The sequence below is a fragment of the Chryseobacterium sp. SIMBA_028 genome, from assembly GCF_046535285.1.
Taxonomy (GTDB): Bacteria; Bacteroidota; Bacteroidia; order Flavobacteriales; family Weeksellaceae; genus Chryseobacterium.
Window position 1 is genome coordinate 205077 of record NZ_JAWRWZ010000011.1, and the last position, 25111, is coordinate 230187.

The window sequence follows — 25111 nt, forward strand, 5'->3', positions numbered from 1 at the left end:
ACAGCAGTCTATGGTATGCGTTCTAAAAACAAATCGGCCGCCCTTATGGGCGACCGATTCAATATTATTTGATCTGGCTTAGACAACCACTTCAATCTGGTTTCTCAGTAAATCTTCAAACTCATCTCTTTTACGGATCAAATGGGCTTTCCCATCCAGGAATAAAACTTCTGCCGGCTTTAATCTTGAGTTAAAATTTGAACTCATTTCAAAACCATAGGCTCCGGCATTATGGAATGCAAGGATATCTCCTTCTCTTACTTCATTTAATTTTCTATCCCAAGCAAAGGTATCTGTTTCGCAGATATTTCCCACAACGGTATAAATTCTTTCCGCTCCTTTTGGATTAGATAAATTCTCAATCATATGGTAAGAATCATAAAACATTGGACGAATCAAATGATTAAATCCAGAATTTACCCCAACGAAAACAGTAGCTGTAGTCTGCTTGATCACATTAGCTTTCACCAATAAATATCCACTTTTTCCAACCAAAAATTTCCCTGGCTCGAACCACAGTTCGAATTTCTTTCCTGTTGTTTTTGAAAACTCAGAAATTACTTTTTCTACTTTTTTACCCAATGTTCTAACATCAGTCTCTTCTTCACTGTCCTGGTAAGGGATTTTGAAACCGCTTCCCATATCCAGATATTTCAGATTAGGAAAATGTTCAGAAAGTTCCAGCATAATATCCAAAGCCTGTAGAAACACATCCGGGTCTTTGATTTCACTTCCTGTATGCATATGAAGTCCTTCTACATTCAGGTTTGTGCTTTTCATCACTCTTTCAATATGACGAACCTGATGAATAGAAATACCGAATTTACTGTCGATATGCCCCGTTGAAATTTTATAGTTCCCTCCGGCGAAAATATGAGGATTGATTCTTACTAAGATTGGATAGGTATTTCCGTATTTATTCCCGAATTGCTCAAGAATAGAAATGTTATCAATGTTTATATGAACTCCAAAAGCCATGGCTTCCTCTATTTCTGCTAGGTCAACACAATTTGGAGTAAACAATATTTTTTCTTTCGAAAACCCTGCCTTTAATCCAAGTTTAACTTCATTAATAGATACACAATCCAAAGAAGCACCCAAGTTCTTGACATACTTAAGGATATTGATGTTTGTCAACGCCTTTGCTGCATAGAAAAACTTTGTGTGTTTTAAAAAAGAAGATGTAAGCTTTTCGTATTGAACTTTGATGGACTCAGCATCATAAACATACACCGGGGTGCCAAACTCATTGGCAATCTTTAATAATTCTTTTGAATTCATAATTTCATTTTAACATAAAAAAAGGCAGATCCTTCGAAAAAAGAGCCTGCCACATTAATTATTTTTATGCAAGACAAGTCTTTTAAATATTCCAAACCTTAGAGAACTTTACAGCTCCCTTTTTTCCAGTTTTTATTTGTTTAAAATTTTGCATTGCTTTATTTTTATTTGTGCAAAAATACTATTTATTTTTTATTTTAAGAAAAATGATTTGAAAAGCACCTTCTTTCTAATAAAAACTTGTAAAGTATAAATTTCTCTATTATTTTGGTAACGGTAAGGTCTCAAAATCTCCACGGAGAAGTGCTAGCTGCAATTCATTGTTCAAATCAGCAGAAGACAAAGGGAGATCAATTTTCAGTTTAGCAAGTTTACTTAGTGTCTGAATCTGCGTAAATAAATCATAAAAACCAAAGGACATCACCTTTCCGTTTTCAATAATTAAAAATAATTTTTCTCCTAGTTTTCTTCCTGTACCCAGCCAGAGTTCATTTCTTTTTCTAAATTCTATTTTTTGCTTTAATACAGCTACATCATTATATTCTTCTATGGCATCCATAAACTGAACGGCTTTTGTTCCCTGAGTAAATGACCTGAATTTGAGAATAGGCTTTTCCGTTTTATTGAGTATATTCTTCTCAACAACATATTTATTGTTTCTAAAATACAGACCAAAAGGTAAAACTTCTTTTTTCTTAATATTCTTGGAATTAAGAATCAGTTTTGCAATAATATCCGTTCCGGTAAGCTCAAAATTGATTTGTTCTACACTTTTCTGGATCTGTTCCCATTTTTTTGATTTGGAATTGAAAACCTTTTTTGAAAATTTATTGATATCCTGTGCATAATCAGAGAAGATAATTCTTCCCGCCTCATCCTGGAAATAGACAAAACCTTTATCGTTAGGAAGATCCTGTGTCAGTTGTTTAATCTTATTGATGTATGTTTTGGCATTGGTTTCATCATGCTGCTTCTGAATAATTTCGTTTTCGATGTCTTTCGATATCAAAAGCTTAAACAATTCCAGAGTCGCTCTGGCATCTCCATCAGCACGGTGGTGATTAGTCAATGGAATCCCCAATGATTTTACAAGCTTTCCCAATGAGTAGCTTACTTCATCAGGTATCAGCTTTTTCGCCAATGGAATTGTATCTAAAGTATTGATTTTAAAATCATAACCCAATCGATTGAACGATTGCCGAAGCATCCTGTAATCAAAATCGATGTTATGTCCTACAAGGGTTGTATTTTCCGTGATTTCGATTACTCTTTTTGCTATTTCGTGAAACTTTGGGGCCGTTTTTACCATTTTAGGGGTAATATTGGTCAGTTTCTGTACAAAGGGAGTAATATCACCCTCAGGATTGACAAGGGATATAAACTGGTCAGTAATTTTCTGACCATCGTATCTGTAGATGGCAATATCTATAATGCATTCATGTCTATAACCTGCACCATTACTTTCTATATCTATAATCGAATACATTGTTTTTCCCTTTAACTGCTATTTCTAATTTATTAAAATGCTAATTTCTTTACCCTGACAATATTTTCTCATAGGTGAAGATAACCTGCTAAAATAACAAAAAATATATCAAATCATAGCAGGTCATCATAGATTATACGTCAGAACTATCTTCTTCTGCCTCCCAAGCCAAACATTCCAAGAATTGCTTTTGCCCCTTCACGCATTAAGGTATTTGTAAAAGTTCTTCCTGCTGAGCTCTGTAATACCTGTTCAAACATTCCCGGCTCTTCTTTTACGGGTCTTGTTCTTTGAGTAGATGTTGGATTTTGGGCAGCCTGTTCCATTCTGTTGGTTAATATTTCATAAGCTGACTCTCTATCTATTGGCTCTTCATACTTAGCTACCAAGGCCGACTGTGCAGTCAGTTCTGAAATCTCAGCCTCACTAAGGACATCCATTCTGGATTCCGGTGAGATAAGATAGGTGTGAACCAAAGGTGTTGGAATCCCCTTTTCATCCAAAGCGGTTACAAAAGCTTCTCCAATTCCCAGATTCTGAATAAGGCTGGAGGCATTGTAGTACTCCGTAATAGGATAGTTCTCTACTGCCTTGGAAATTTCTTTTTTATCTTTTGCGGTAAACCCTCTAAGGGCGTGCTGAATCTTCAAACCTAACTGAGAAAGCACATTTTCTGGGACATCACCCGGAATCTGTGTAATAAAATAGATCCCCACTCCTTTGGAACGAATCAGCTTTACCATGGTTTCAATCTGCGAAAGAAGAGCCTTTGATGCTTCATCAAAAAGTAAGTGAGCTTCATCTATAAATAACACTAATTTTGGCTTTCCGCTATCACCCTCTTCAGGGAATGTCATATAAATTTCCGCAAAAAGTGAAAGCATAAATGTGGAAAATAATTGTGGCTTATTCTGTATATCAGCAACCCTTAATATATTCACTACTCCTTTTCCATCTCTGGTTTCCAGTAGGTCCTGAACATCAAAGCTTAATTCTCCGAAGAAATCTGCGGCTCCTTGCTGCTCCAAAGCAACAATAGATCTTAAAATTGCACCTAAAGAAGCCGGTGCTATTGAACCGTAATTGGCTGCAAGTTCAGCTTTTCCCTGAGCATTATCTGTTACATATTGCAATACTTTCTTCAGATCATTCAGGTCAATCAATGGCAGTCCTTTATCATCACAATACTTGAAAACAATAGACATGATACTTTGCTGAGTGTCATTAAGTTCAAGGATCTTACTTAATAAAACGGGTCCAAATTCTGTTACTGTTGCTCTTAGCTTCACTCCTTTTCCTCCTGAAATGCTCATCAATTCTACAGGAAACCCCTGTGGAGTGTAAGGAAGCTGGGTTTTCGCATATCTCTCCTCAATAATAGAATTCATCTGGCCGGCTTCTGCAATTCCGGAGAAATCTCCTTTGATATCCAATACCAAAGATGGGATTCCTGCATGAGAAAGCTGCTCTGCAAATACTTGCAATGTTTTGGTCTTACCAGTTCCGGTTGCTCCGGCAATAAGACCATGGCGGTTGATTGTTTTCAAAGGAATGGTTACATTCACTTCAGAAACGACTTCACCATCCAGCATTCCTTTTCCTAATATAATATGCTCTCCCTTGGGAGTGTATTTAGTATTTAATTCTTCAATAAATTGTGCTTTGTCTGCCATTTGATCACTTTTTTAAACTTATAAATATAAAAGTTTTTATAAAATATTTAATGATATTTCCCACCAAACTTCCATTAACCGCCTAGGGAAACAGCTTTGCCTCAATTTAAGCAAATTTCAAACCACGACGAAAAAAAATATAAATTATCCGGATCACATAGTTATTTTATAAATCAAACATGATAAAAAACAGCATTTACACATTAACCTTATATAAGGCATTCTTTTTGCTGAAAAACAGACAACTTTAAACAATCGTTTAACTTGGTATTGAAAGAAACTATCAATGGGATTTAACATTTCATTTAGAATTTATCTAATACTTTGTATCTTTAACTATTAAAAAAATACCCAATGAAAATTGAACAAATATATACGGGCTGTCTGGCTCAGGGTGCCTATTATATTGTATCAGAAAATGAAGCTGTCATTATCGATCCGCTAAGAGAGGTAAAACCCTACCTGGATCGTCTGGAAAAGGACAATGTTACTTTAAAATATATTTTTGAAACTCATTTCCATGCAGATTTTGTATCGGGACATTTGGATCTGAGTAAGAAAACCGGAGCTCCTATTGTGTATGGCCCCACTGCAGCACCTGAATTTGAGGCCATTATTGCAGAAGACCATCAGGTTTTTGAGATTGGAAAAATAAAAATCAAAGTATTGCACACTCCTGGTCACACCATGGAAAGCAGCACCTATCTATTAATTGACGAAAACGGTATCGAAACTGCAATTTTCACAGGAGACACCTTATTTTTAGGGGATGTGGGAAGACCAGATCTTGCTCAAAAGGCTACAAACCTTACTCAGGAAGATCTTGCAGGCATTCTTTATGATAGTCTTCAGAGCAAAATCATGCCACTGGATGACAGCATTACCGTTTATCCTGCCCATGGTGCAGGTTCTGCATGTGGAAAAAATATGCAAAAGGAAACAGTAGATATTTTAGGAAATCAAAAAAGAACAAATTACGCACTTAACCAACCTGATAAAGAATCTTTCGTTAAGGAAGTACTTGACGGATTAACTGCTCCTCCTAAATACTTCGGAATGAATGTGGCCATGAACAAAAACGGTTACGAAAGTCTGGATGTAGTCATGAATAAAGGATTACAACCTGTTTCTCCTAAAGATTTCGAGGCATTGGCAGAAGAAACCGGAGCCTTAATTCTGGACACTAGAGGTGCTGCAGAATTTCATAAAGGTTTTGTTCCCAATGCCATTAATATTGGATTAAAAGGTGATTTTGCCCCTTGGGTAGGAACTCTGATTGTGGATGTAAAGCATCCTCTATTACTGATCACAGATGAGGGTACTGAAGAGGAAGTGATTATCAGATTAAGCAGAGTAGGCTTTGATAATGTGGTTGGATATCTGAAAGGAGGTTTTGAAGCATGGAAAAATGCAGGCAAGGAAATAGATGAAGTAAAAAGAATTTCTCCTGCTGAGTTTGCAGAGCAGTTTACAGCAGCTTCAACAGTAATTGATGTAAGAAAACTGACAGAATATTCTGCCGAACATATCGATAACGCGTACAACAAACCTTTGGACTCGATAAGCGACTGGGCTCGTAATCTTGATAGTTCTGAACATTTCTTTCTTCACTGTGCTGGAGGATATAGAAGCATGATTGCTGCAAGCATCCTTAATTCACACGGAATCAGAAACTTTACTGAAATTGAAGGTGGTTTTAATGGGATCAAAAAAACTGAAAAACTTCCCACTACGGATTTTGTATGTCAATCCAAAACATCTTAGCCTTATGAAGATTAATTTTTTTGGATTTGCTCTGACATCTATTTTAATGCTAAGCGCTTGTAAAACAGCTCACACAGCAGGAGTTTCCAAAGCTAACATCAAGGAAGTGGTAACCAGTTCAGAGGTAACATTGGTAGACGTGAGAATTCCAGAACAATATGCTGCGGGAACGGCGAAGAATGCCATCAATATTCCTTTAGCTGAAATTCAGAACAACATTGAAACTCTTAAAGGTAAAAAAGTTGTTGTTTTCTGTAATAAGGGAGTACAGGCAGATCAGGCGATGGAAATTTTAAAGAAAAATGGAGTGGAAGCCTATGATGGAACGAGTTGGAAGAATGTAAAAGGTATCCAGGATCAAGCTGATAAAAAGTAAATTAATAACCCAAGATTATGTCACAAAAATTTCAGGAAATCATCAATTCCGATAGGCCTGTACTTATTGACTTTTTTGCCACATGGTGCCAACCTTGTAAGGTTCAATCGTCAGTTTTAAATACTGTAAAGGAAAATATTGGTGAGGGAGCTAGAATTATAAAGGTAGATGTAGACCAATACCCTGCTCTGGCAGCACAATATGGAGTTCGAGGAGTTCCAACTTTAGCAATCTTTAAAGATGGAGAACTTCTTTGGAAAGAAAGCGGTGTGCATGATGTCAATACATTGACTCAACTTCTACAACAATATACTTAAGATTAAAAATAAGGCTGGGTTTTCGTAAAACCCAGCCTTATTTTAGTAATTTTATCAGTGGATTGAAAAACTATCCCGATCATTTAAAAACTGAAAGTGCGTTCTAAAATCTTTCAGTTCATTCATATCCAGTTCTGCTGAAACAATATTTCCGTTTTTATGTGAGATTTCTTTTCCATCAGCAAAGAAACAATGAGAACTTTCCTGATACAACAGACTATTTCCATCAGTTCCTATCCTGTTTAAGCCAAATACAAAAGACAGGTTTTCAATAGCCCTTGCTTTTAAAAGGTGTTCCCATGCCCCTACTCTTTTCTCAGGCCAGTTTGCAACATATAAAATAGCATCATAATCATCATTATTTCTTGCAAACACCGGAAATCGAAGATCATAGCAGATCTGAAGCAAGAATCTTACGCCATTATATTCAACGATTTTTCTCTTTTTACCAGGAGTATATACTTTATCTTCACCAGAAAAGGAAAACAAATGTCTTTTATCATAAAAAGATACTTCACCATCCGGTTTTACAAAGTACATCCTATTATAGAAATTACCATTTTCCTCCACCGGAGCACTTCCACAGAATGCAGCATTTTTCTCTTTTGACATTTTTTTTAAAAAATCCAGGGATTCTTCATTTCTGTCAGAGACTTCTGCCGCATCCATGCAGAAACCTGTTGAAAACATTTCAGGAAGAAGAAACAGATCGGCTTCAAGGCTTTGAAGTTCTTTCTCTATTATTTTAAAATTTTCAGCTTTATTTTTCCATACAATATCCAAATTGAGTGCTACAATCTTCATTTCTTTATTTTTAAATTATTTCAATATCTCCTTTATAAAAATACAGCTTTTATAATTACCATGGAAAGAGGAATCCTATTTCTTAATATTTATTAAAGTCTGCTATTTTCATAGTATTCAATATCTTTCGGTTTCATTTTTGATACAGCTATTTTTTATTAATATCATTAAACATTAAAAAATTTATGAAGAAATTGGTTTTTATGATGATGATATTCTTTTTCGGGGCCACAGCTAATGCTCAGGCATGGACAGGAAAAGGAGATCAAAAGGTTCAGTTGGGTTTAAGTGCATGGGGGTATGGAACCGGTATAACGGGGACCTACGACTACGGGCTTAATAAACTTATATCAGTAGGAGCCGGTCTTAACGGTTATTTTAGCAATTATAAAAACAATGATAAGGACAATCGTGTGTTTGTTTTTGGAAGGCTAAACTTTCATCTTCAAGAAGCTCTAAGCTTACCGGCTAAATTGGATATCTACCCCGGTGTTGACGTAGGAGTGGTTGGTAAAGATTTTGGAATAGGCGCCCATATTGGTGCGCGCTACTTCTTTACGGAAAGAATTGGTGTATTTGCAGAGGTAGGAAACAATGGAAGTCTCGGCGTTTCATTCAATTTATAATCAAATAGTCCTTAAATATGACAAAGCTTCTCGTTTCGGGGGGCTTTTTTGTTTGGCATAGTTTTGATAATTGTTACCTTTGCAAATTAAAATCTAAAATCTATTAATGGAAATAGCAATCAAACTCTTTCAGTTCATTCTGAGTATCTCTATACTGGTAGTTCTTCATGAGCTTGGGCACTTCTTACCGGCCATATGGTTTAAAACAAGAGCCGAAAAATTCTTCCTCTTCTTTGATCCTTATTTTTCAATTTTCTCAATGAAGAAAATCAACGGAAAGTGGAAGTATAAATTCTTCTCTCAAAACCTTCCGGATACTGAAGTCACAGAGGTAAACGGAAAGAAGGAAGAAGTTCCTATCGATATATCTAAACTTCCAGATACTGACTGGAGAAAGTATCCTGAACAAACCAAATACGGAATTGGATGGCTTCCTTTCGGAGGTTATGTGAAAATTGCCGGAATGGTAGATGAAAGCATGGATATTGCTCAAATGAAAAAACCGGCTGAATCATGGGAATTCAGATCTAAGCCCGCTTGGCAAAGACTAATCATCATGTTGGGTGGTGTTACGGTAAACTTTTTCCTTGCATGGTTAATCTTCTCTGCATTAGTTGGCAAGAATGGAGAAACCATCTTTGAAGCAGATAAAATAACAACTCCACTTCATTATACTGAAGCCGCTAAGAAAATGGGCTTCCAGGATGGAGACAAAATACTAAAAGTTGACGGAAAAGTTCAAAAGGACTTTAAGAAACTAGCATTAGACGTTTTATTAAGTGACGAAATTACGGTTTCAAGAAACGGAAAAGAAGTTACTTTCCCTACCAATGATGATGGAAAGGTAATGGCATTTCATGATCCTGAACCAAGATCATTCTTAACACCAAGAATGACTCCAATTGTTGATACTATTGTTACAAAGTCAACTCTTGACGCAGGATTAGAGGTTGGTGATAAAATACTAGCTATCAACGGAACGCCTATTAGTTATTATGACGAACTGAAGCCTTTGGTAGTTCCTAATGCTGGGAAAGTAGTTGACTTTAAAGTATCAAGAAACAACCAGATTGAAGACCTAAAGATTCCTGTTTCCAAAGAGGGAACCATCGGAATTCTTTCTTTTAAGGAAATTCAAAAATACATGGTTCATAGTGACTATGGTTTCTTTAGCTCTATTAAGAGAGGATTTACCCTTACTATTGAGAGTTTAACCTATCAGATTAAGCAGTTTAAATTAATTTTCAACAAGAAAGTTCAGGGATACAAAAAAGTAGGTGGGCCTATTGCCATCGTAAAGAATATGCCTGTAAATAAAGATGCTGCAGGTCATGTTTCAATTGACTGGACGGCGTTCTGGGGCTTTACGGCAATGTTCTCCGTATGGTTGGCATTCCTAAATCTTATTCCAATTCCAGGACTTGATGGTGGGCACGTTTTATTTACGCTGTATGAGATGATTGTAGGAAAACCTGTCCCTCAAAAAGTATTGGAAAATGCTCAAATGGTTGGGGTACTTTTCCTATTAGGTTTAATGTTACTGATCTTCGGAAGCGATATATTTAAGTGGCTTTCAGGAACTTTATAATTTTTTTGAAAATTTTTCTTAAAAATATTTGTAGGGTATAAATATTCGTCCTATATTTGCACCACTTAAAACAAAGGACATTCCTCCTTAGCTCAGTTGGTTAGAGCATCTGACTGTTAATCAGAGGGTCGCTGGTTCGAGCCCAGCAGGAGGAGCCAAAAAAGACTTACAGAAATGTAGGTCTTTTTTTATGCACACACTCTACAGCCTCTCTTTTTTGCATTAAATCGCAAGCGGGTCATTTATTTTGCTCTTTTTCTAAGAAGAAACATTTACCCCCTACCATAACGACAATAGCAGTAAATTTCCCGTATACAATAGCACAACGAAATGCGGGATTCTGAATCAAAATTGACGGCCCAATGAGTGCTATTATTTTGTTTAATGATATGAAAAGTTAAGATGGATTATTAAAGACCCTCGTCTCAGAAACACAGGCCCCATAAATCACCCGAATAAATTTAAGCCAACAAACATATCGCAGGATTTTAATTATATTATATCCATTAAGAAGTCGAGCAATTCTATTTTATTTAGTTAGAAAACCCTTGTCACAAGAGGAGAGAATGCTCAAAAAAAGCTTCTCAAAAGGATAAAAAAGTGATTTTCCCATCCTACCTTTTAATCATTATGAAAATTTATGTAATTTTAATTTATTGAAAAATAAATCGATAGCAATTTTCATTAAATATTAAGAGGCAAAAACTTGCTTGGTACGGATATTCATATTATATTTGCACCACTTAAAACAAAGGACATTCCTCCTTAGCTCAGTTGGTTAGAGCATCTGACTGTTAATCAGAGGGTCGCTGGTTCGAGCCCAGCAGGAGGAGCAAAAAGACTTACAGAAATGTAAGTCTTTTTCATTTTAAAGCTGCTGATGTATTCCCTGCTTCCATTAAAATATTATCTGTTAGAAAACAATCAGTTCTATCTGAACCCTACATATTTGAAATAATACATTTTTTGATAGAGATGCTTATCGATTCTCTATTTCATTTTACTGTAAAAACAGTATTTTATGAGCAAAATATTTCATCAATATAATGACTTTTCGCTTCTTTATTAAATCCCTGATTCTTTAGAATTTAAGCCTAAATATTTACCCTGAATTTTTTAGCATACCATAGTACTATTTTCATTAAATTTGCTGTTTTATGTAGAACAGTAAAAATATTTTACTTTTTTATATATTTTTTAAAAAACTGCATACTTTTTGTTTGTGCTAATTGCCTGAAGAAACGAATGATGTTAAACAATAACTCCAAAAAACACTATTTTTTATTTTTTTTCTTGACTCTTACCAGTTTCGTATGTGCCCAAAACAAGGCCAGCGGTAAAATAGTTGATGAAAAAAATAATAAAGAACTCAGCAAAGTTGATATTTTCATCAACGATGACAAAACCCCTACCCTTACTACAACCTCTGGAAGCTTTACTGTTCAGTCTGACAGCCTTATTCACAAACTAAAGTTTTCCAGAAAAAACTATACTGCGGAGACCCTAGAGATTACCCCTGAAAATGCAGAGAATATTTTCGTTCAACTGTCTCAGGCTAAGGTAAGCAGTATTCAGGAGGTAGTTATTCAGGCAGGGAAGACCAAATACAAAAACAAAAAGGAAAATCCTGCGTATGCCATCATGCAAAAAGTATGGGCACAGAAAAGGAATAACGGGCTAGAAAAATTTGACACGTATTCGTACAAAGAATACGAGAAGATTCAATATGACCTCAACAACATAGACAGTGCGTTTATGAAGAAAAAGATCTTTAATAAGCTTGACTTCATATTCAGTTATGCAGATTCTACCGCAAGCGGAAGACTTGGACTCCCGATCTTCTTAAATGAAGCCGTTTATGAAAACTATGGTAAAAACAAACCGAGTACAGACAGCAAAAGAACTCTGATTGCTCAAAAAACTTCAGGTTTTCAGGATAACCAAGTAATTACTGTTTCAGCCAAGAACCTGTATCGGGATATCAATATTTACGACAACACCCTAAATTACTTTGATATAGGGTTTCAAAGTCCCGCAGGAACTGATGGGTTTGGAACTTATGATTATAATTTAGTAGATACTATTTCTATTCGAGGAGAAAAAGCCTTTCAGATAAGATACCAACCCAAAAGAAAAGATGTACTGGCATTCCAGGGGAACCTTTATATAGACACAGATACCTATGCTGTTATAGGGGCCACCTTAAAGTCAACACAAAAAATCAATGTTAACTTTATTAATAGTGTTTATACTCAATTGGAATATGATAACCCTGATGAGACAACATTCTTGCCTAAAAAACTCGTTACCGAGTTTGAAATAAGTCCTTTTTCGAAAAAGAAAGGATCTAAAAGCATTATAGCCAAGAGATCTGTTGATTATTCTAATTATGAATTCAACAAACCTCTGGACCCAAGTGTCTTTAAAAGAAAAGAAGAGGAATACGAGGATAAGTTTACTGATAAAGACGATGCTTATTGGACTAAGGCAAGACCTGACACCTTATCCAAATCAGAACAAGGAGTTTATCAAATGCTGGATCAGCTACAACAGACCCCTAAATTCAATAGAATGGTAAAACTGTTTGAAACCCTTGGTTCACGTTACTATAACGCCTTTAAAGGTATAGATATTGGCCCTATATTCTCAATATATGGAAGAAACGATGTAGAAGGAGACAGAATAAGATTAGGAGCAAGAACCTATTTTGGCTTAAATGACCCTTGGAGAGTTCAGTTTTATACCGCTTATGGATTTAAGGATCAGCAGGTAAAATATGGTGTTGAAGCAAGATATATGTTCAATAGGCTCAACAGATTTATGATTGGTGCCGGAACAAGTAGGGATATTGTTCAGCTTGGAGGGCAGCTTACTTCAGGTGATGGGGTTGCATCCCGCTCTCTATCTTCAAGTACATTTTTTGCAAGAGGAGAAAACATTTCTTTAAGTTCTGTAAATCAAACTAGTGTTTTTGCTGCCATTGAACCTTGGAAGAACATCCAGATAAGGGTAGATGGAGTGATGCAGAGTATTAAATCTGCTATCCCCGAGAAATTCAACCTTATGTATTATCAGGATGGTCAATTGAGAAAAACAGTTAATGATTCGCATGTTACCATAAGCTTAATAGCAAAACCGGGAGCAAAATTCTCTCAAACTGGTATAGACAGATACCAAGCCCGAAATTTGGCCCCTACGATTGTTTTAAGATATACCAGAGGTATTGAGGGGCTTTTCAACGCAGACTTCAACTACAACAAGCTTCAGTTTATGTTCTCTAAGCCATTCTTAATTGGAACCATTGGTAAGACAGTTGTAAACTTTGAAGCTGGAAAGAACTTTAATACAGTTCCTCTGGCGTTACAGAATATCATTCCGGCAAACCTTTCCTATGGCTTAGTTCCAAATTCATTCTCTCAGCTTAACTATTATGAGTTTGTAACGGATGCCTATACTACACTTCATTTAGAGCATCATTTTAATGGTAAGATACTTTCTTATATCCCATTGATAAAAAAATTAAAGTTTAGAGAAGTTGCCTTTATCAGAGCGGCATATGGAACATTAAGTGACGCCTCTAAGGCCATCAATGTAGAAGGATTTAAGTATTCCGCTCCTAACGAGCATATCTACTATGAATATGGATTCGGAATCGAAAACATAGGTATTGGTAATCTTAGATTATTTAGGGTGGATTTCAACTGGCGAGGTAATTATCTGGACAGACCTGACATTTCAAAGTTTGGTGTTAAAGCTGGAATTCAAGTAGGATTCTAAATAAATATAAGATATGATAATGGGCGGCTTCTTTGAAGCCGCCCATTCTATTTTCTAATCTCAACCAACACCTATCCTAATATTAGAACTTTCGGATATTATACTAATCGTTGGAAAATATTATAAATCTTAACAATTACAAGGCATAGGATCAACAACAGCATTTAAGCAGTGTTGCTGCTGCCATGCGGTCAATCAACATCATTCTATACATGTCGTTGCAGAAAGTCAGGACATCTATAATCATTTTCCTGCTTTAATTGATTTCAACTGTTTTTTTGGTGATTTTTTATTTGATAGTTAACAAATATATACATTTTTCACTAATGAATGAAAAATGGGTTGTCTTTCTATTGAAAACAAAAAAAGCCTCGGTATTTACCGAGGCTTTAATCTTTATAAAACGCTTAAAATTATGCGTTTGGTTCTACAGATACGAAAGATCTGTTGTTTGCTTTCTTTCTGAAAACTACTTTACCATCTACTAATGCAAACAAAGTGTGGTCTTTACCGATACCAACGTTATCACCTGGGTGATGTTGAGTACCTCTTTGTCTAACAATAATATTTCCGGCAATAGCTGCTTGTCCTCCGAAAATCTTCACACCTAATCTTTTAGAGTGAGACTCTCTACCGTTCTTGGAACTACCGACTCCTTTCTTGTGTGCCATTTTATTACTGGATTATTTATTAAGTGCTTTAAATTGATCGATATTCTTAATGATAGCAGCATCTACTTCTTCATGAGTAAGAATATTCTTTTCTAATTCAACTTTAACTGCTTTACCTAAAGTAATCAAAGTTTCTCTGTTCTCTTTAGACTGAGACAAGTTGTTTTTCTTTAAGTGGTAGTTCAACTCGTGATCTTCACCAAAGTTAACAGTTGCGTGGTCAGAAAGAACCTCTGCTTTCACAGTTTCTTTTTTAGCAGCTTTCTTAGCTCCACCTTCAAAACCAGTAATACCAGTGATTACGATTTGAGTTAAAGATTGTCTGTGACCGTTTTTCACTTTGTAACCTTTTCTTCTTTTCTTTTTGAAAACGATTACTTTATCAGCTTTTACGTGGTCTAGGATCTCTGCTTCCACAGTGATACCGCTTACAGCTGGGGCGCCTACAGTGATTGCTCCGTTTACAGTAAGAAGAACTTTATCGAAAGAAACTTTTCCTCCTTTATCTCCTTTTAAACGGTTTACAAACAACTTCTGGTCTTGCTCAACTTTGTATTGAAGCCCTGCTATTTCTACAATTGCAAACATTGTTTATAAAATTTTTAGTTATTTCGAGGTGCAAATATACAATTAAATTTCTAAATAGCTTACAATCAAAGCAATGTTTTTTAAATAAAAAACAAATTCACTATGTTTTGAATAATTTTTCATAATAATATGCTCATACATAAGAGATAATTTTATAACTTCGTTTCACCAACTAAATTATTATATGAAAAGAAACTTTAATCTCTGCTTATTAGCAGGCGCCATTGCTGGATCATTCCTGACAGCATGTAGTGATGACAAAATGGAAGACACCGCTCTGCCACAGCAAGAAACACTTAGCGCAAAGGTTGAACAACCTAGTGAACTTGAAAAAGTATGTTACTATGTAGACAACTACTGGAGTAACAATTCAGTATTAGTGACTGGACTTCAAAACTCAACAGACACTAATTTTATGAATTCTCAAATGACTAAAATTGCAAGCTTATGGGGAAGAAGCAATCCTACGTTGAGATTTGTGAATGATCCATCCAATTTCAATTCAACGTATAATGCGATTTCTTATTCTACAGGAAAGATCTATTATGGCTATGCGATCTACTATGATGCAAAGGCCAAAGGCGGAGATATCGTTAATGCAATGATCCTAGCCCATGAATATGGCCACCAGCTACAATACATCTTTGGACTTCCGTCTGTAACAGAAAACACAGCACGACCTAATGAATTGGAAGCAGATGGATTTGCAGGATATTATCTAAGAAGACCAAACGGCTACAACAAAACCAACTTCTCTGAGATCGCAGCAGCCTATGAGTTCGCACAAAGTATTGGAGATTACCAAACATCAAGCCCGGGACACCACGGAACACCTGCACAAAGAAGATCTGCAGTTCGTTTAGGATTTCTTTTAGGACAGTATGACCTTAATGCTTCAAATTTTGACTATAACTTCTTCTATTATTATCAGGGAGTTCTGAACGGAACTTATAAATTAGCAAAAAACACTGTTAATCCTGAAATTGACGCTTACATGAGTCAGTATATAGATGAGTTGAGAAAAATTCAGTCTGGTGAAATTTCTGCAGAAGAATTTAAGCACCTTCAATAATCGAAACATTCATTTTAGCATATTTAAGAAAGGAGGTAGACGATCATGTTCTGCCTCTTTTTATTTGATTTGAAAAATAACAGAAGTTTATTTACTTTTGAGCCATATCCCATAATAATGAACAGAGATCTCTACATTGACTTCGCGAAAGGACTGGCTACCCTATCCATTATCTTTATCCATACAGCTTTTTGGTCGGGGCAGTTTTATATTCCTGCAGAAGTAAGGGTATTTTCCCTTGTTTTTGATGTAGCCCTCTTCTATGCATTAAGCGGAATCACATCAGGTGCAAATATTGAGAAAACCTTTTACAGATTATTGAAACTACAGATCACCTATATGATCTTTGTAACGTTTCTTTTCTTGTTAGATTATTTATTTAAGGTTTTTGGACTTACTTTCTTTTCCCTGGAATGGTTACAGAGTTTTTATTCAACCTTTGGATCAAAATATTCTGCTACTGAAATATCAGCAATCCCTCAATGGCAAAATCTTGGTAACTGGTATCTCCATCAATATACCAACGCAGATACATTTCCGGTGGTCATGGGAAGCTTTTGGTACCTGAAGGTGTATTTTATTCTAACCGTTTTTGGTGTATTAATCCTAAGGTTTTTTCCAAGGCACATTAACTGGTTCATTGGCCTTTGTATTGCCTTAACCTTATTATTCAATTTATTCCCCGAATACTATCCGGCAGGACAGGTAGGTTATGTAGCATTCTATCTTGCTGTATTTTTAGTAGGAAACAAAATGCGTGGAAGAAGAATTCCCACCAAAGTAATTCCTGCTTTATATGCGATTGTTGCCATAGCCTTAACGTGGATGTTCTGGTACTATGGAAATGAAATTTTCTACAAGATCAACAAGAATAAATTTCCACCCAAAATCCCTTATATCATCTGGGCTCAGTTCTCATTGGTAACTCTATTTGTTCTATACAACAGATTAAAGGTCACGAAAGAAAACTTTATCACCTACATCGGTAAAAATGCTATTTTCTTCTATTTTGCACAGGGAATAAGCTCTTCATTGGTTTATTTTCTAGTTGTCCCACTAAAGGAAAATATGCCTTGGTGGCTTTTGATGGTGCTTATTTATGGTATTAATATCATTCTGGCATTCATCATTTCTACAGGATTGAAAAAAGTAGACAGTCTGGGATGGAATATTTTGGAATTCCTAAGAAGAAAGACCGCTTCTTGATATTTTACCGGTCAAATTGAAATAAAATGATCTTTATTATCGCAATTTATTTTATTTTTACAAAAAATTCAAAACATGTTTAAGTTGAAACTTCCTACCGATCCCAGGTGGGCAAATATTGCAGAAGGAAACATAGGAGAAATTTTAACGGATCATGCGTGGTGTGAACAGAAAGCTACTACAAATGCCATCAGTTTAATCAATATGCTCCCCGAACACCCGGAAATCATCACAGAACTTATTGCCATTGCGCAGGAAGAACTTGACCATTTCAGCCAGGTTCATGAGATTATCAAAAAGAGGGGATTTGTTTTCGGAAAAGCCAGAAAAGATGATTACGTCAATGAACTGGCTAAGTTTGTTGTTCAGGGAAGCAGAGAAGATCTGATTGTTGACAAACTGCTTTTCGCAGCCATGATTGAAGCAAGAAGTTGTGAAAGGTTCAAAGTTCTTACCGAAAATATTAAGGATGAAGAACTTAAAATTTTTTATAAAGAATTAATGATCTCAGAAGCTAATCACTATACGACTTTCATTGGTTTCGCAAGACAGTTGGGCGATATTGAAAAGGTAAACAAGCGTTGGGAAGAATGGCTGGAATATGAAGCCAGTATCATTAAATCCTACGGTAATAAAGAAACTATACACGGTTAATATATAAATAGTAAAAAATAAACGTTGAAGAAACCAAGCTTTGAAAGCATTACCAATTTTTTTCTGAAAAACTTTTTTCAGGGACTGGTTATTATTGGACCTATTGGGCTGACCATTTTTGTAATCTGGTATATTGTCAGCGCTATTGACAATCTTGTTCCTTCGCTTGCAAAACAGGTTCCTGGGCTTGTTTTCGTATCAACCATATTATTTACTGCTATTTTAGGGTTTCTTGGAAATAAATTTGTGGTGGGAAGATTTTTCTTCGACACTATGGATAGTTTATTGGAAAAGACTCCCGGAGTAAAACACATTTATACTCCTACTAAAGACGTCATGTCTTCATTTGTGGGTGACAAGAAAAAATTCAACGATCCTGTATGGGTAAAAACCAACGAAAATCCGGAGATCTGGAGGATTGGTTTTTTAACCCAAAAAGAAATGTCGGACGTTGACAAACATAATTACGTTGCGGTATATTTACCCCACTCGTACGCAATTTCGGGGTGGGTAATTGTTACGGAAGAAAAAAACATCAAACCTGTAGTGGGAATGACAGCTGCCTCTGCAATGAAGTTTGCAGTAAGCGGTGGTGTAGCAGGATTCCATTCTGATGAAAATATATTTAAGGCTCCGGAGTAAACTCTATTACCTTATCTATACTTTGATGAATTTGAAAATTATTTTCAAACACATTTTCTTTACAAACAATTTAAAACATAATTAACTCATGAAATTACCGTACGCGGAGCCTTTCCGCATTAAAATGGTGGAAGAAATCTATCAATCCACCAGAGAAGAAAGAGAACAATGGCTTAAAGAAGCCAATTATAATCTCTTCAATTTAAAATCTTCACACGTATATATTGATCTGCTGACAGATTCAGGAACCGGAGCAATGTCTGACAGACAATGGGGTGCCTTGATGACCGGAGATGAAAGCTATGCGGGATCACGCTCTTTTGAACAATTACAGAATACAGTTGAAAGAATTACCGGATTCAAATACCTATTACCAACCCATCAGGGAAGAGCTGCTGAAAATGTTCTTTTCTCTGTATTGGTAAAAGAAGGAAGTGTAGTTCCGGGTAACTCTCACTTCGATACCACAAAGGGACACATTGAAATCAGAAAGGCACATGCCATCGACTGTACAATAGACGAAGCTTTTGATATTAATGATTTGCATCCATTCAAAGGAAATATCAACCTTGAAAAGCTGGAGGAGGTTTATAAAAGTCATCCTAAGGAAAACATCCCTTTCTGTCTGATTACCATTACCTGTAATTCTTCAGGAGGCCAGCCTGTTTCTTTAGAGAACATGAAAGCCGTAAAAGAACTTTCTGATCAATATGGAATTCCTGTATTCTTTGATTCAGCAAGATTTGCAGAAAATGCCTATTTCATTAAAAAAAGAGAAAAGGGTCAGGAGAACAGAACTATCAAGGAAATTTGCAAGGAAATCTTCTCCTATGGTGACGGGATGACTATGAGTTCTAAAAAGGATGGATTGGTAAATATCGGTGGATTTATCGCTCTAAACAGTGAGGAAATCTTTAGAAAAGCATCTAATTTCACGATCATCTACGAAGGGTTTATTACCTATGGCGGAATGGCAGGAAGAGATATGGCAGCATTGGCTGTAGGACTTGATGAGGCAACTGAATTCGCTTATCTTGAAAGCAGAATCTCCCAGGTTGAATATCTTGGTAACAAATTGATTGAATATGGAATTCCTGTTCAAAAACCAATTGGAGGACATGCTGTTTTCATTGATTCATTAAATTTCCTTCCAAATGTTTCACGCGAGGAATATCCTGCTCAGACTTTGGGTCTTGAAATTTATAAAGAAGCAGGAATCAGAACTGTTGAAATCGGAACATTATTAGCAGACAGGGACCCGGAAACAAGACAAAACCGTTATCCGAAGCTAGAATTGGTACGCCTTGCTATTCCTAGAAGAACGTATACCAATAACCATATGGACTATATTGCAGCAGCCATAAAGAACGTATATGAAAGACGCGAAGAAATAGCTAAAGGTTATAAAATCACTTGGGAGCCAGAGATTTTAAGACACTTTACTGTTCAGCTTGAAAAAGCATAATGATAAAGCAAAACCGGAATTTTTTCCGGTTTTTTTATATTAAAGCTTTATGATAAATAGATTCTCATGACCTCATCTTCTGAATAGTTATCATCTTCAAAATATTACTTTATTTTTTTTTTTGCATCTTATGCTTTTTATCCAACATTTCAAAAATCCGCAATCAAAATAATTTATTTTTTCAAAATAGTGAATGTTTTTACTTTAATTTTGTGCCGATCTAAATGCAGATTAAAAAATAACTTAAACACTAACCTGAAAAAAACTATTATTCTGAAAATGAACAAAGTTGCTGTCGTAGGCGCTGGTATTTCCGGCTTAAGCATAGCGAATTATCTCGAAAAACATAAGATGGACTACCACATCTACGAAAGAAGAAAAAAGGAAGATCTTGCAGGTCATGGTTTTCTCATTCCACAAGAGGGAATAGAATATCTAACCCAGATTATTGACCGTGCCCTTCTTTTTGAACATGGAAGTTTTCTGAAAAAGTATATACAATACTCTCATAAAGGAAAGAAACTCGCAGAAAAAGACCTCAACAATGTTTTTGCAATTTCAAGACATTCATTAATTAATCTTTTATCCCGGAAGATCTCGCCAGAAAAAATAACATATGAAAAAACAGTAATTCTCTGCGATCGACAAAAAGGAAGTCTGAAGCAGTCTGACGGAACTTATATTGAAGTTGACATTGCTATTATTTCTGATGGTTCCAGAAGCAGGATCAGAAGAAGCCTCTTTAAAGATGAAAAGATGAGAACAGTAAGAGAAAACGAGGTTGTCAACATTATTCAGGATAAGGAAATAGCAGACAGCATAGAGAATGACTTTATGAAATTCCATCATGATCAAGGAGGACTTACTTTTGGAATCCTTAAACTTTCTCATGACACCATTCTCTGGTATTCTCAATTTGATAATGAAAAATACAAGGTCAATGAATGCTCTTCCGATAATTTAAAGAAATACATGCTTGATATTTTTGAAGATTGGCATCCATTAGTATCATCAATCATACAAAAATCCAGTTACGAAAACGTACATTTATGGTGTGTATATGAATTGGAAGAACTCAATCCATTTCATATAGATAACATTGTATTCATTGGTGATGCAGCACACCCTCTTATACCATTTACAAGCCAGGGTGTAACCTCAGCGCTAAAGGACTCTTATACACTAACTAAATATTTAGTTGAAGAAGATAATACAACGGAAGCTTTCAAAAAATATGAGGCAGAAAGAAAACCGGAAATTGAAACTCACATCAAAAATGGCAGAGCATTACTGAAACAGTTTTTGCTCCCGATGGATCAACATACAGATAATATTTTACCCATATCTTATAAATAAAATGTTCACCAATAACGATATCAACTTTGAAGCATTAAAAAGAAAAGCCTACAATGGAAGATGGGCTACACTTGAAGACGGCATTATTCCCTTAACTGCCGCCGATCCGGATTTCAGGACAGCTCCGGAGATAGAACAGGGAATCATTGAATATATTAAAGACGGCTATTTAAGCTACGGGCCATTTTCCGGTCTTCCGGAATTTAAAAAAAGTGTTTCAGACTATTTCAATAAGGAAAAACAGGGAACCTTTTCTCCTGACAATGTCCTTGCCGTGAATAGCGCAGCACAAGGAATGTTTCTGATTGCATCCTATGTTTTACAACCTGGTGACGAAGCCATTATTCTTGATCCTGTAGATTTCTTGTTTAAAAAGTCTGTGGAAACGGCTGGTGGTACAGTAAGGTTATGCCCTGTTGATACTACAACAGGAGAGATTGATTTTGAAAAACTGGTTTCGTTAATTACTCCAAAAACCAAACTTATCAGCATATGCAATCCACATAATCCACTCGGCAAGGTTTATTCTAAAGAAACACTGAAAAAGGTCTCTGAAATTGCTTCTACTCATGATTTATGGGTGATGAGTGATGAGATATGGAGTGATATTATTTATGATAACAAAGATTTTTATACCTATTCATCTGTTTCTGATGAAGCAAAGAAAAAGAGCTTTACCGTCTACGGATTTTCAAAATCATTTGGAATTGCAGGATTGAGGATTGGTGCCGTTCTGTGTAATGACCAGGAAATCCTTGAGGACTTTATAGAGAAATCAAATTTCAATTCTACCATAGAGGGAGTTTCTACCTTATCACAGATTGCAGGAAGTGTAGCATTGGAAAAAGCAAAACCATGGTATAAAGAGTTTTTGAATCATCTGCAGCATAACCGTGATCTTGCCTTTAAAATACTGAGCCGCTCAGAAATAGTAACTCCCAATCTCCCAGAAGCCACCTTCGTATTATTCCCGAAGATTGAAAACGGAATGTCTAGCGACCAATTTACACAGCATGTTTTACAGCAAGGAAAAGTGGCCATTGTTCCCGGGTCAGAAAGATGGTTCGGAAAAGGGGCCGAGGGACATATCAGAATCTGCTTCTCTACTTCACAGGAAATTTTAGAGGAAGGCCTTAACAGAATCATTACCAGCTTTTAAATTTATAATTTTCATTAAAATATGATGATTGATTATTATTTTTCTTTCATTCATTAAAAATGATATAAAATTAAGATATCCATAACAATTAATTAATTTTAATGATGATTTAAGAATAAATATTGATAATTTTGAGTTAACCACCACACAAAATTATCAATATGAAGGTAAAATACATAAGCATCATTTTCCTTGGCGTTTCTACTCTATCGTATGCACAACAGGTAAAGGATACCCTTGCAAAAGAATCAAAAATAGAGGAAGTCGCCATTACCGGAAGCAGGAACAAAAAAAGAACGGTTATCAACACTCCCGTACCTATTGATGTTATTGACATCAAGCAGGTAAGCCAGGCAACCGGACAAGTGGAAGTAAACCAGCTCTTGCAGTTTGCCGCCCCTTCTTTTAATTCTAATAAACAGTCGGGATCAGATGGTGCTGACGCTGTAGATCCAGCTACATTACGAGGATTAGGGCCGGATCAAACCCTGCTTTTACTTAACGGAAAAAGATACCATCAATCTTCATTAATTAACCTCTTTGGCACCAAAGGAAGAGGGAATACAGGTTACGACATGAATACCATTCCGATTGGGGCCATTAAAAGGGTGGAAGTTCTGCGTGATGGAGCCTCTGCTCAATATGGGTCTGATGCCATAGCCGGGGTAATCAATGTTATTCTTAATGATCGGGATAAAGGCTTTGAGGGAAATGCTTTTTATGGAATGAACCTTTTTAAAAGTCCAGGAAACAATGATATTGTATCTGATCATAAAGTAGACGGGATGACCTTTAACTTCAATGGAAATCTGGGAACAAAAATAGGATCAAAAGGAGGATTCGGAAACTTCACTGCAGAATTTATTAATAAAGATTATGCGATAAGAAATGCTAATCCTGATATTTACAATCAGCCGACATTAGGCCCCAGACAACGCTTTGGAGATGCAAAAGCTCAAAATGTTTACTTTTTCGGAAATATTGAGTTGCCATTGTCTGATGGGCTTACTTTCTATTCCCGTCAAGGGTTCTCCCATAGAAATACCAAAGCCTATGCGTGGACCAGAACAGCTGACGCAGATGGAAATATCCCCGAAATCTATCCTACAGGTTTCAATCCCATTGAGGACACGAGCATTACAGATTTTACCTTTGACAATGGCTTGAAGTTTAAGGTTGCCAATTGGGATGTTGATTTTTACAATGCATTTGGTAATAATAGATTTACCTATGATATTAATAACACAGTCAATGCCACTCTAGGAACAAAATCTCCTACTAACTTCTATGCAGGAGGACACAGCTTGCTTCAAAATACAACAGGCTTTAATGCTGTCAGACAATTTAAAGTCCTGGAGGGGCTTAATGTTGCCTTTGGTTCAGAATTCAGATATGAAAAATTTGAAATTATCAAAGGAGAAGAAGCTTCTTATACCATGTATGACATCAATGGAAACCCGGTAACACCTGGCACACCGGAAAGCCTATTAGTTAAAAATCCTTTAAGTGGCGAAGTAAGACCGGGAGGCTCCCAGGGATTCCCGGGCTATTCTACAGATATTGGTAAGAGCAGAAATAATTTTGCAGCTTATGTAGATACCGAACTGGATATTACAAAAAAATGGATGATCAGTATAGCAGGAAGGTTTGAAAATTACAATGATTTTGGAAGCACCTTAAATGGTAAGTTTGCCACGCGATATGCCATTACTCCACAATTGGCTTTCCGCGGATCTGTTTCTACCGGCTTTAGGGCCCCTTCTCTTGCTCAGAAATATTACGCTCAGCAATTTACCAATTTCCAGGGCGGCCAGCTGGTAACCATTCAATTAGCTTCTAATGACAGTGATCTGGCAAAAAGAGTGGGAATTGATCAGCTAAAACAGGAAACATCCGTCAACGGAAGTGCAGGATTCACTTTTAATACAGGAAAATTTACAGCGACAATAGATGGATATTATATCAGTGTAAAAAACAGGATTGTACTCACAGGAAATTTTTCAAGGGATGAACTTCCTCTTGGTGTTCAAGCTGATTATCCATACATTGATCAGGCACAGTTCTTTTCCAATGCCATCGACACCCGAACAAAGGGAATTGATGTTATCCTAAGCTACAATGAGACTTTAGGCTCTGGAAAACTGACCGCCACTTTAGCTGGAAATTACAATGATATGGAGATCACAAAAGTGAATACTTCAGAACAATTGGCCGGAAAAGAAAATATATATTTAAGCCAAAGAGAAAGAGGATTTATTCTTGCATCTGCTCCTAAGACAAAGATCAATCTAAATCTTAATTACAAGATCAGCAGATTCAATGTCAATCTGCAACTTGTGAGGTTTGACAAAGTTACACTGATTGGATACGACGATGCAGAACAGATCTACAACCCAAAAGTAACCACCGACATCTCTTTTGGATATGAGTTTTCAAAGAATCTTAACTTAACACTTGGAAGCAAAAATGTATTTAACAGATACCCAACACTGCAGACAACACAGGTAACTACTGGAAACACAGAATCCGGAGGAATTTTCGATCCTGTACAAATGGGATTTGCAGGAAGACAAGTCTTTGCCAGACTTAATTTTAAATTTTAATCA

At 36.1% G+C, this 25111-nt stretch carries 20 protein-coding genes and 2 tRNA genes; 16 read left to right on the forward strand and 6 right to left on the reverse strand.

What is annotated here, in order from left to right; all coding sequences use genetic code 11:
* Window positions 1–78: 78 nt before the first annotated feature.
* The 3 genes from lysA to SCA31_RS16185 form a co-directional block, all read right to left on the reverse strand.
* On the reverse strand, window positions 79–1281 hold the full coding sequence (lysA, locus tag SCA31_RS16175; RefSeq protein WP_185126717.1) for a diaminopimelate decarboxylase: 1203 nt from the start codon (window positions 1279–1281) through the stop codon (window positions 79–81).
* 262 nt (window positions 1282–1543) lie between these two features.
* Window positions 1544–2767: a PolC-type DNA polymerase III gene (locus SCA31_RS16180; RefSeq protein ID WP_410697981.1), complete on the reverse strand. Its 1224-nt coding sequence runs from the start codon at window positions 2765–2767 to the stop codon at window positions 1544–1546.
* A gap of 146 nt (window positions 2768–2913) precedes the next feature.
* Window positions 2914–4440, reverse strand: a complete 1527-nt coding sequence (locus SCA31_RS16185; protein WP_076357116.1) for a helicase HerA-like domain-containing protein — start codon at window positions 4438–4440, stop codon at window positions 2914–2916.
* Window positions 4441–4794: 354 nt separating this feature from the next.
* On the opposite strand from SCA31_RS16185, the gene SCA31_RS16190 reads away from it, so the two are divergent.
* The 3 genes from SCA31_RS16190 to SCA31_RS16200 are packed head-to-tail and all read left to right on the forward strand — an operon-like array spanning window position 4795 to window position 6897.
* On the forward strand, window positions 4795–6204 hold the full coding sequence (locus SCA31_RS16190; protein ID WP_410697982.1) for an MBL fold metallo-hydrolase: 1410 nt from the start codon (window positions 4795–4797) through the stop codon (window positions 6202–6204).
* 4 nt (window positions 6205–6208) lie between these two features.
* Window positions 6209–6580 (forward strand): rhodanese-like domain-containing protein, encoded by a 372-nt coding sequence (locus tag SCA31_RS16195; protein ID WP_410697983.1) that lies wholly within the window; start codon window positions 6209–6211, stop codon window positions 6578–6580.
* A 17-nt stretch (window positions 6581–6597) separates the two neighbouring features.
* Window positions 6598–6897 (forward strand): thioredoxin family protein, encoded by a 300-nt coding sequence (locus SCA31_RS16200; RefSeq protein WP_410697984.1) that lies wholly within the window; start codon window positions 6598–6600, stop codon window positions 6895–6897.
* A 54-nt stretch (window positions 6898–6951) separates the two neighbouring features.
* Here SCA31_RS16200 and SCA31_RS16205 read toward each other — a convergent pair whose 3' ends face one another.
* Window positions 6952–7701 (reverse strand): nitrilase family protein, encoded by a 750-nt coding sequence (locus SCA31_RS16205; RefSeq protein ID WP_410697985.1) that lies wholly within the window; start codon window positions 7699–7701, stop codon window positions 6952–6954.
* Between the two features lie 185 nt (window positions 7702–7886).
* Between SCA31_RS16205 and SCA31_RS16210 the strand changes: the two genes are divergently transcribed.
* The 5 genes from SCA31_RS16210 to SCA31_RS16230 all read left to right on the forward strand — a co-directional run bounded on the left by SCA31_RS16210 (window position 7887) and on the right by SCA31_RS16230 (window position 13692).
* A complete protein-coding gene (locus SCA31_RS16210) occupies window positions 7887–8327 on the forward strand; it encodes a DUF6646 family protein (protein WP_106918080.1) in 441 nt (146 codons plus the stop codon).
* Window positions 8328–8433: 106 nt separating this feature from the next.
* Window positions 8434–9915 carry an RIP metalloprotease RseP gene (gene rseP, locus SCA31_RS16215; RefSeq protein WP_410697986.1) on the forward strand — a complete coding sequence of 494 codons (1482 nt, stop codon included), beginning with the start codon at window positions 8434–8436 and terminating at the stop codon, window positions 9913–9915.
* Between the two features lie 81 nt (window positions 9916–9996).
* Window positions 9997–10073, forward strand: a tRNA-Asn gene (locus SCA31_RS16220).
* A gap of 601 nt (window positions 10074–10674) precedes the next feature.
* Window positions 10675–10748: transfer RNA gene (locus tag SCA31_RS16225), tRNA-Asn, on the forward strand.
* 460 nt (window positions 10749–11208) lie between these two features.
* The gene (locus SCA31_RS16230) at window positions 11209–13692 is read left to right on the forward strand and encodes a DUF5686 family protein (protein ID WP_410697987.1); all 2484 of its coding nucleotides are present in this window, start codon (window positions 11209–11211) and stop codon (window positions 13690–13692) included.
* Window positions 13693–14105: 413 nt separating this feature from the next.
* On the opposite strand, the gene rpmA is transcribed toward SCA31_RS16230, so the two are convergent.
* On the reverse strand, window positions 14106–14363 hold the full coding sequence (gene rpmA / locus SCA31_RS16235; protein WP_027372929.1) for a 50S ribosomal protein L27: 258 nt from the start codon (window positions 14361–14363) through the stop codon (window positions 14106–14108).
* A 12-nt stretch (window positions 14364–14375) separates the two neighbouring features.
* Window positions 14376–14951: a 50S ribosomal protein L21 gene (gene rplU / locus SCA31_RS16240; protein ID WP_076357125.1), complete on the reverse strand. Its 576-nt coding sequence runs from the start codon at window positions 14949–14951 to the stop codon at window positions 14376–14378.
* Between the two features lie 184 nt (window positions 14952–15135).
* On the opposite strand from rplU, the gene SCA31_RS16245 reads away from it, so the two are divergent.
* From SCA31_RS16245 to SCA31_RS16280, 8 genes are all read left to right on the forward strand, one after another.
* Window positions 15136–16023, forward strand: coding sequence for a metalloprotease (locus tag SCA31_RS16245; protein ID WP_410697988.1), 888 nt, complete (start codon window positions 15136–15138; stop codon window positions 16021–16023).
* 117 nt (window positions 16024–16140) lie between these two features.
* Window positions 16141–17229 (forward strand): acyltransferase family protein, encoded by a 1089-nt coding sequence (locus SCA31_RS16250; protein ID WP_410697989.1) that lies wholly within the window; start codon window positions 16141–16143, stop codon window positions 17227–17229.
* Window positions 17230–17304: 75 nt separating this feature from the next.
* Window positions 17305–17883 (forward strand): tRNA-(ms[2]io[6]A)-hydroxylase, encoded by a 579-nt coding sequence (locus SCA31_RS16255; RefSeq protein ID WP_109623311.1) that lies wholly within the window; start codon window positions 17305–17307, stop codon window positions 17881–17883.
* Window positions 17884–17907: 24 nt separating this feature from the next.
* Window positions 17908–18525 (forward strand): DUF502 domain-containing protein, encoded by a 618-nt coding sequence (locus SCA31_RS16260; RefSeq protein ID WP_106918085.1) that lies wholly within the window; start codon window positions 17908–17910, stop codon window positions 18523–18525.
* An 88-nt stretch (window positions 18526–18613) separates the two neighbouring features.
* Window positions 18614–19990 (forward strand): tryptophanase, encoded by a 1377-nt coding sequence (locus SCA31_RS16265; RefSeq protein WP_410697991.1) that lies wholly within the window; start codon window positions 18614–18616, stop codon window positions 19988–19990.
* Between the two features lie 279 nt (window positions 19991–20269).
* A complete protein-coding gene (locus SCA31_RS16270; protein WP_410697992.1) occupies window positions 20270–21346 on the forward strand; it encodes an FAD-dependent monooxygenase in 1077 nt (358 codons plus the stop codon).
* Window position 21347: 1 nt separating this feature from the next.
* Window positions 21348–22505: a pyridoxal phosphate-dependent aminotransferase gene (locus SCA31_RS16275; protein WP_410697994.1), complete on the forward strand. Its 1158-nt coding sequence runs from the start codon at window positions 21348–21350 to the stop codon at window positions 22503–22505.
* Between the two features lie 161 nt (window positions 22506–22666).
* Window positions 22667–25108 (forward strand): TonB-dependent receptor plug domain-containing protein, encoded by a 2442-nt coding sequence (locus tag SCA31_RS16280; RefSeq protein ID WP_410697995.1) that lies wholly within the window; start codon window positions 22667–22669, stop codon window positions 25106–25108.
* Window positions 25109–25111: the final 3 nt, after the last annotated feature.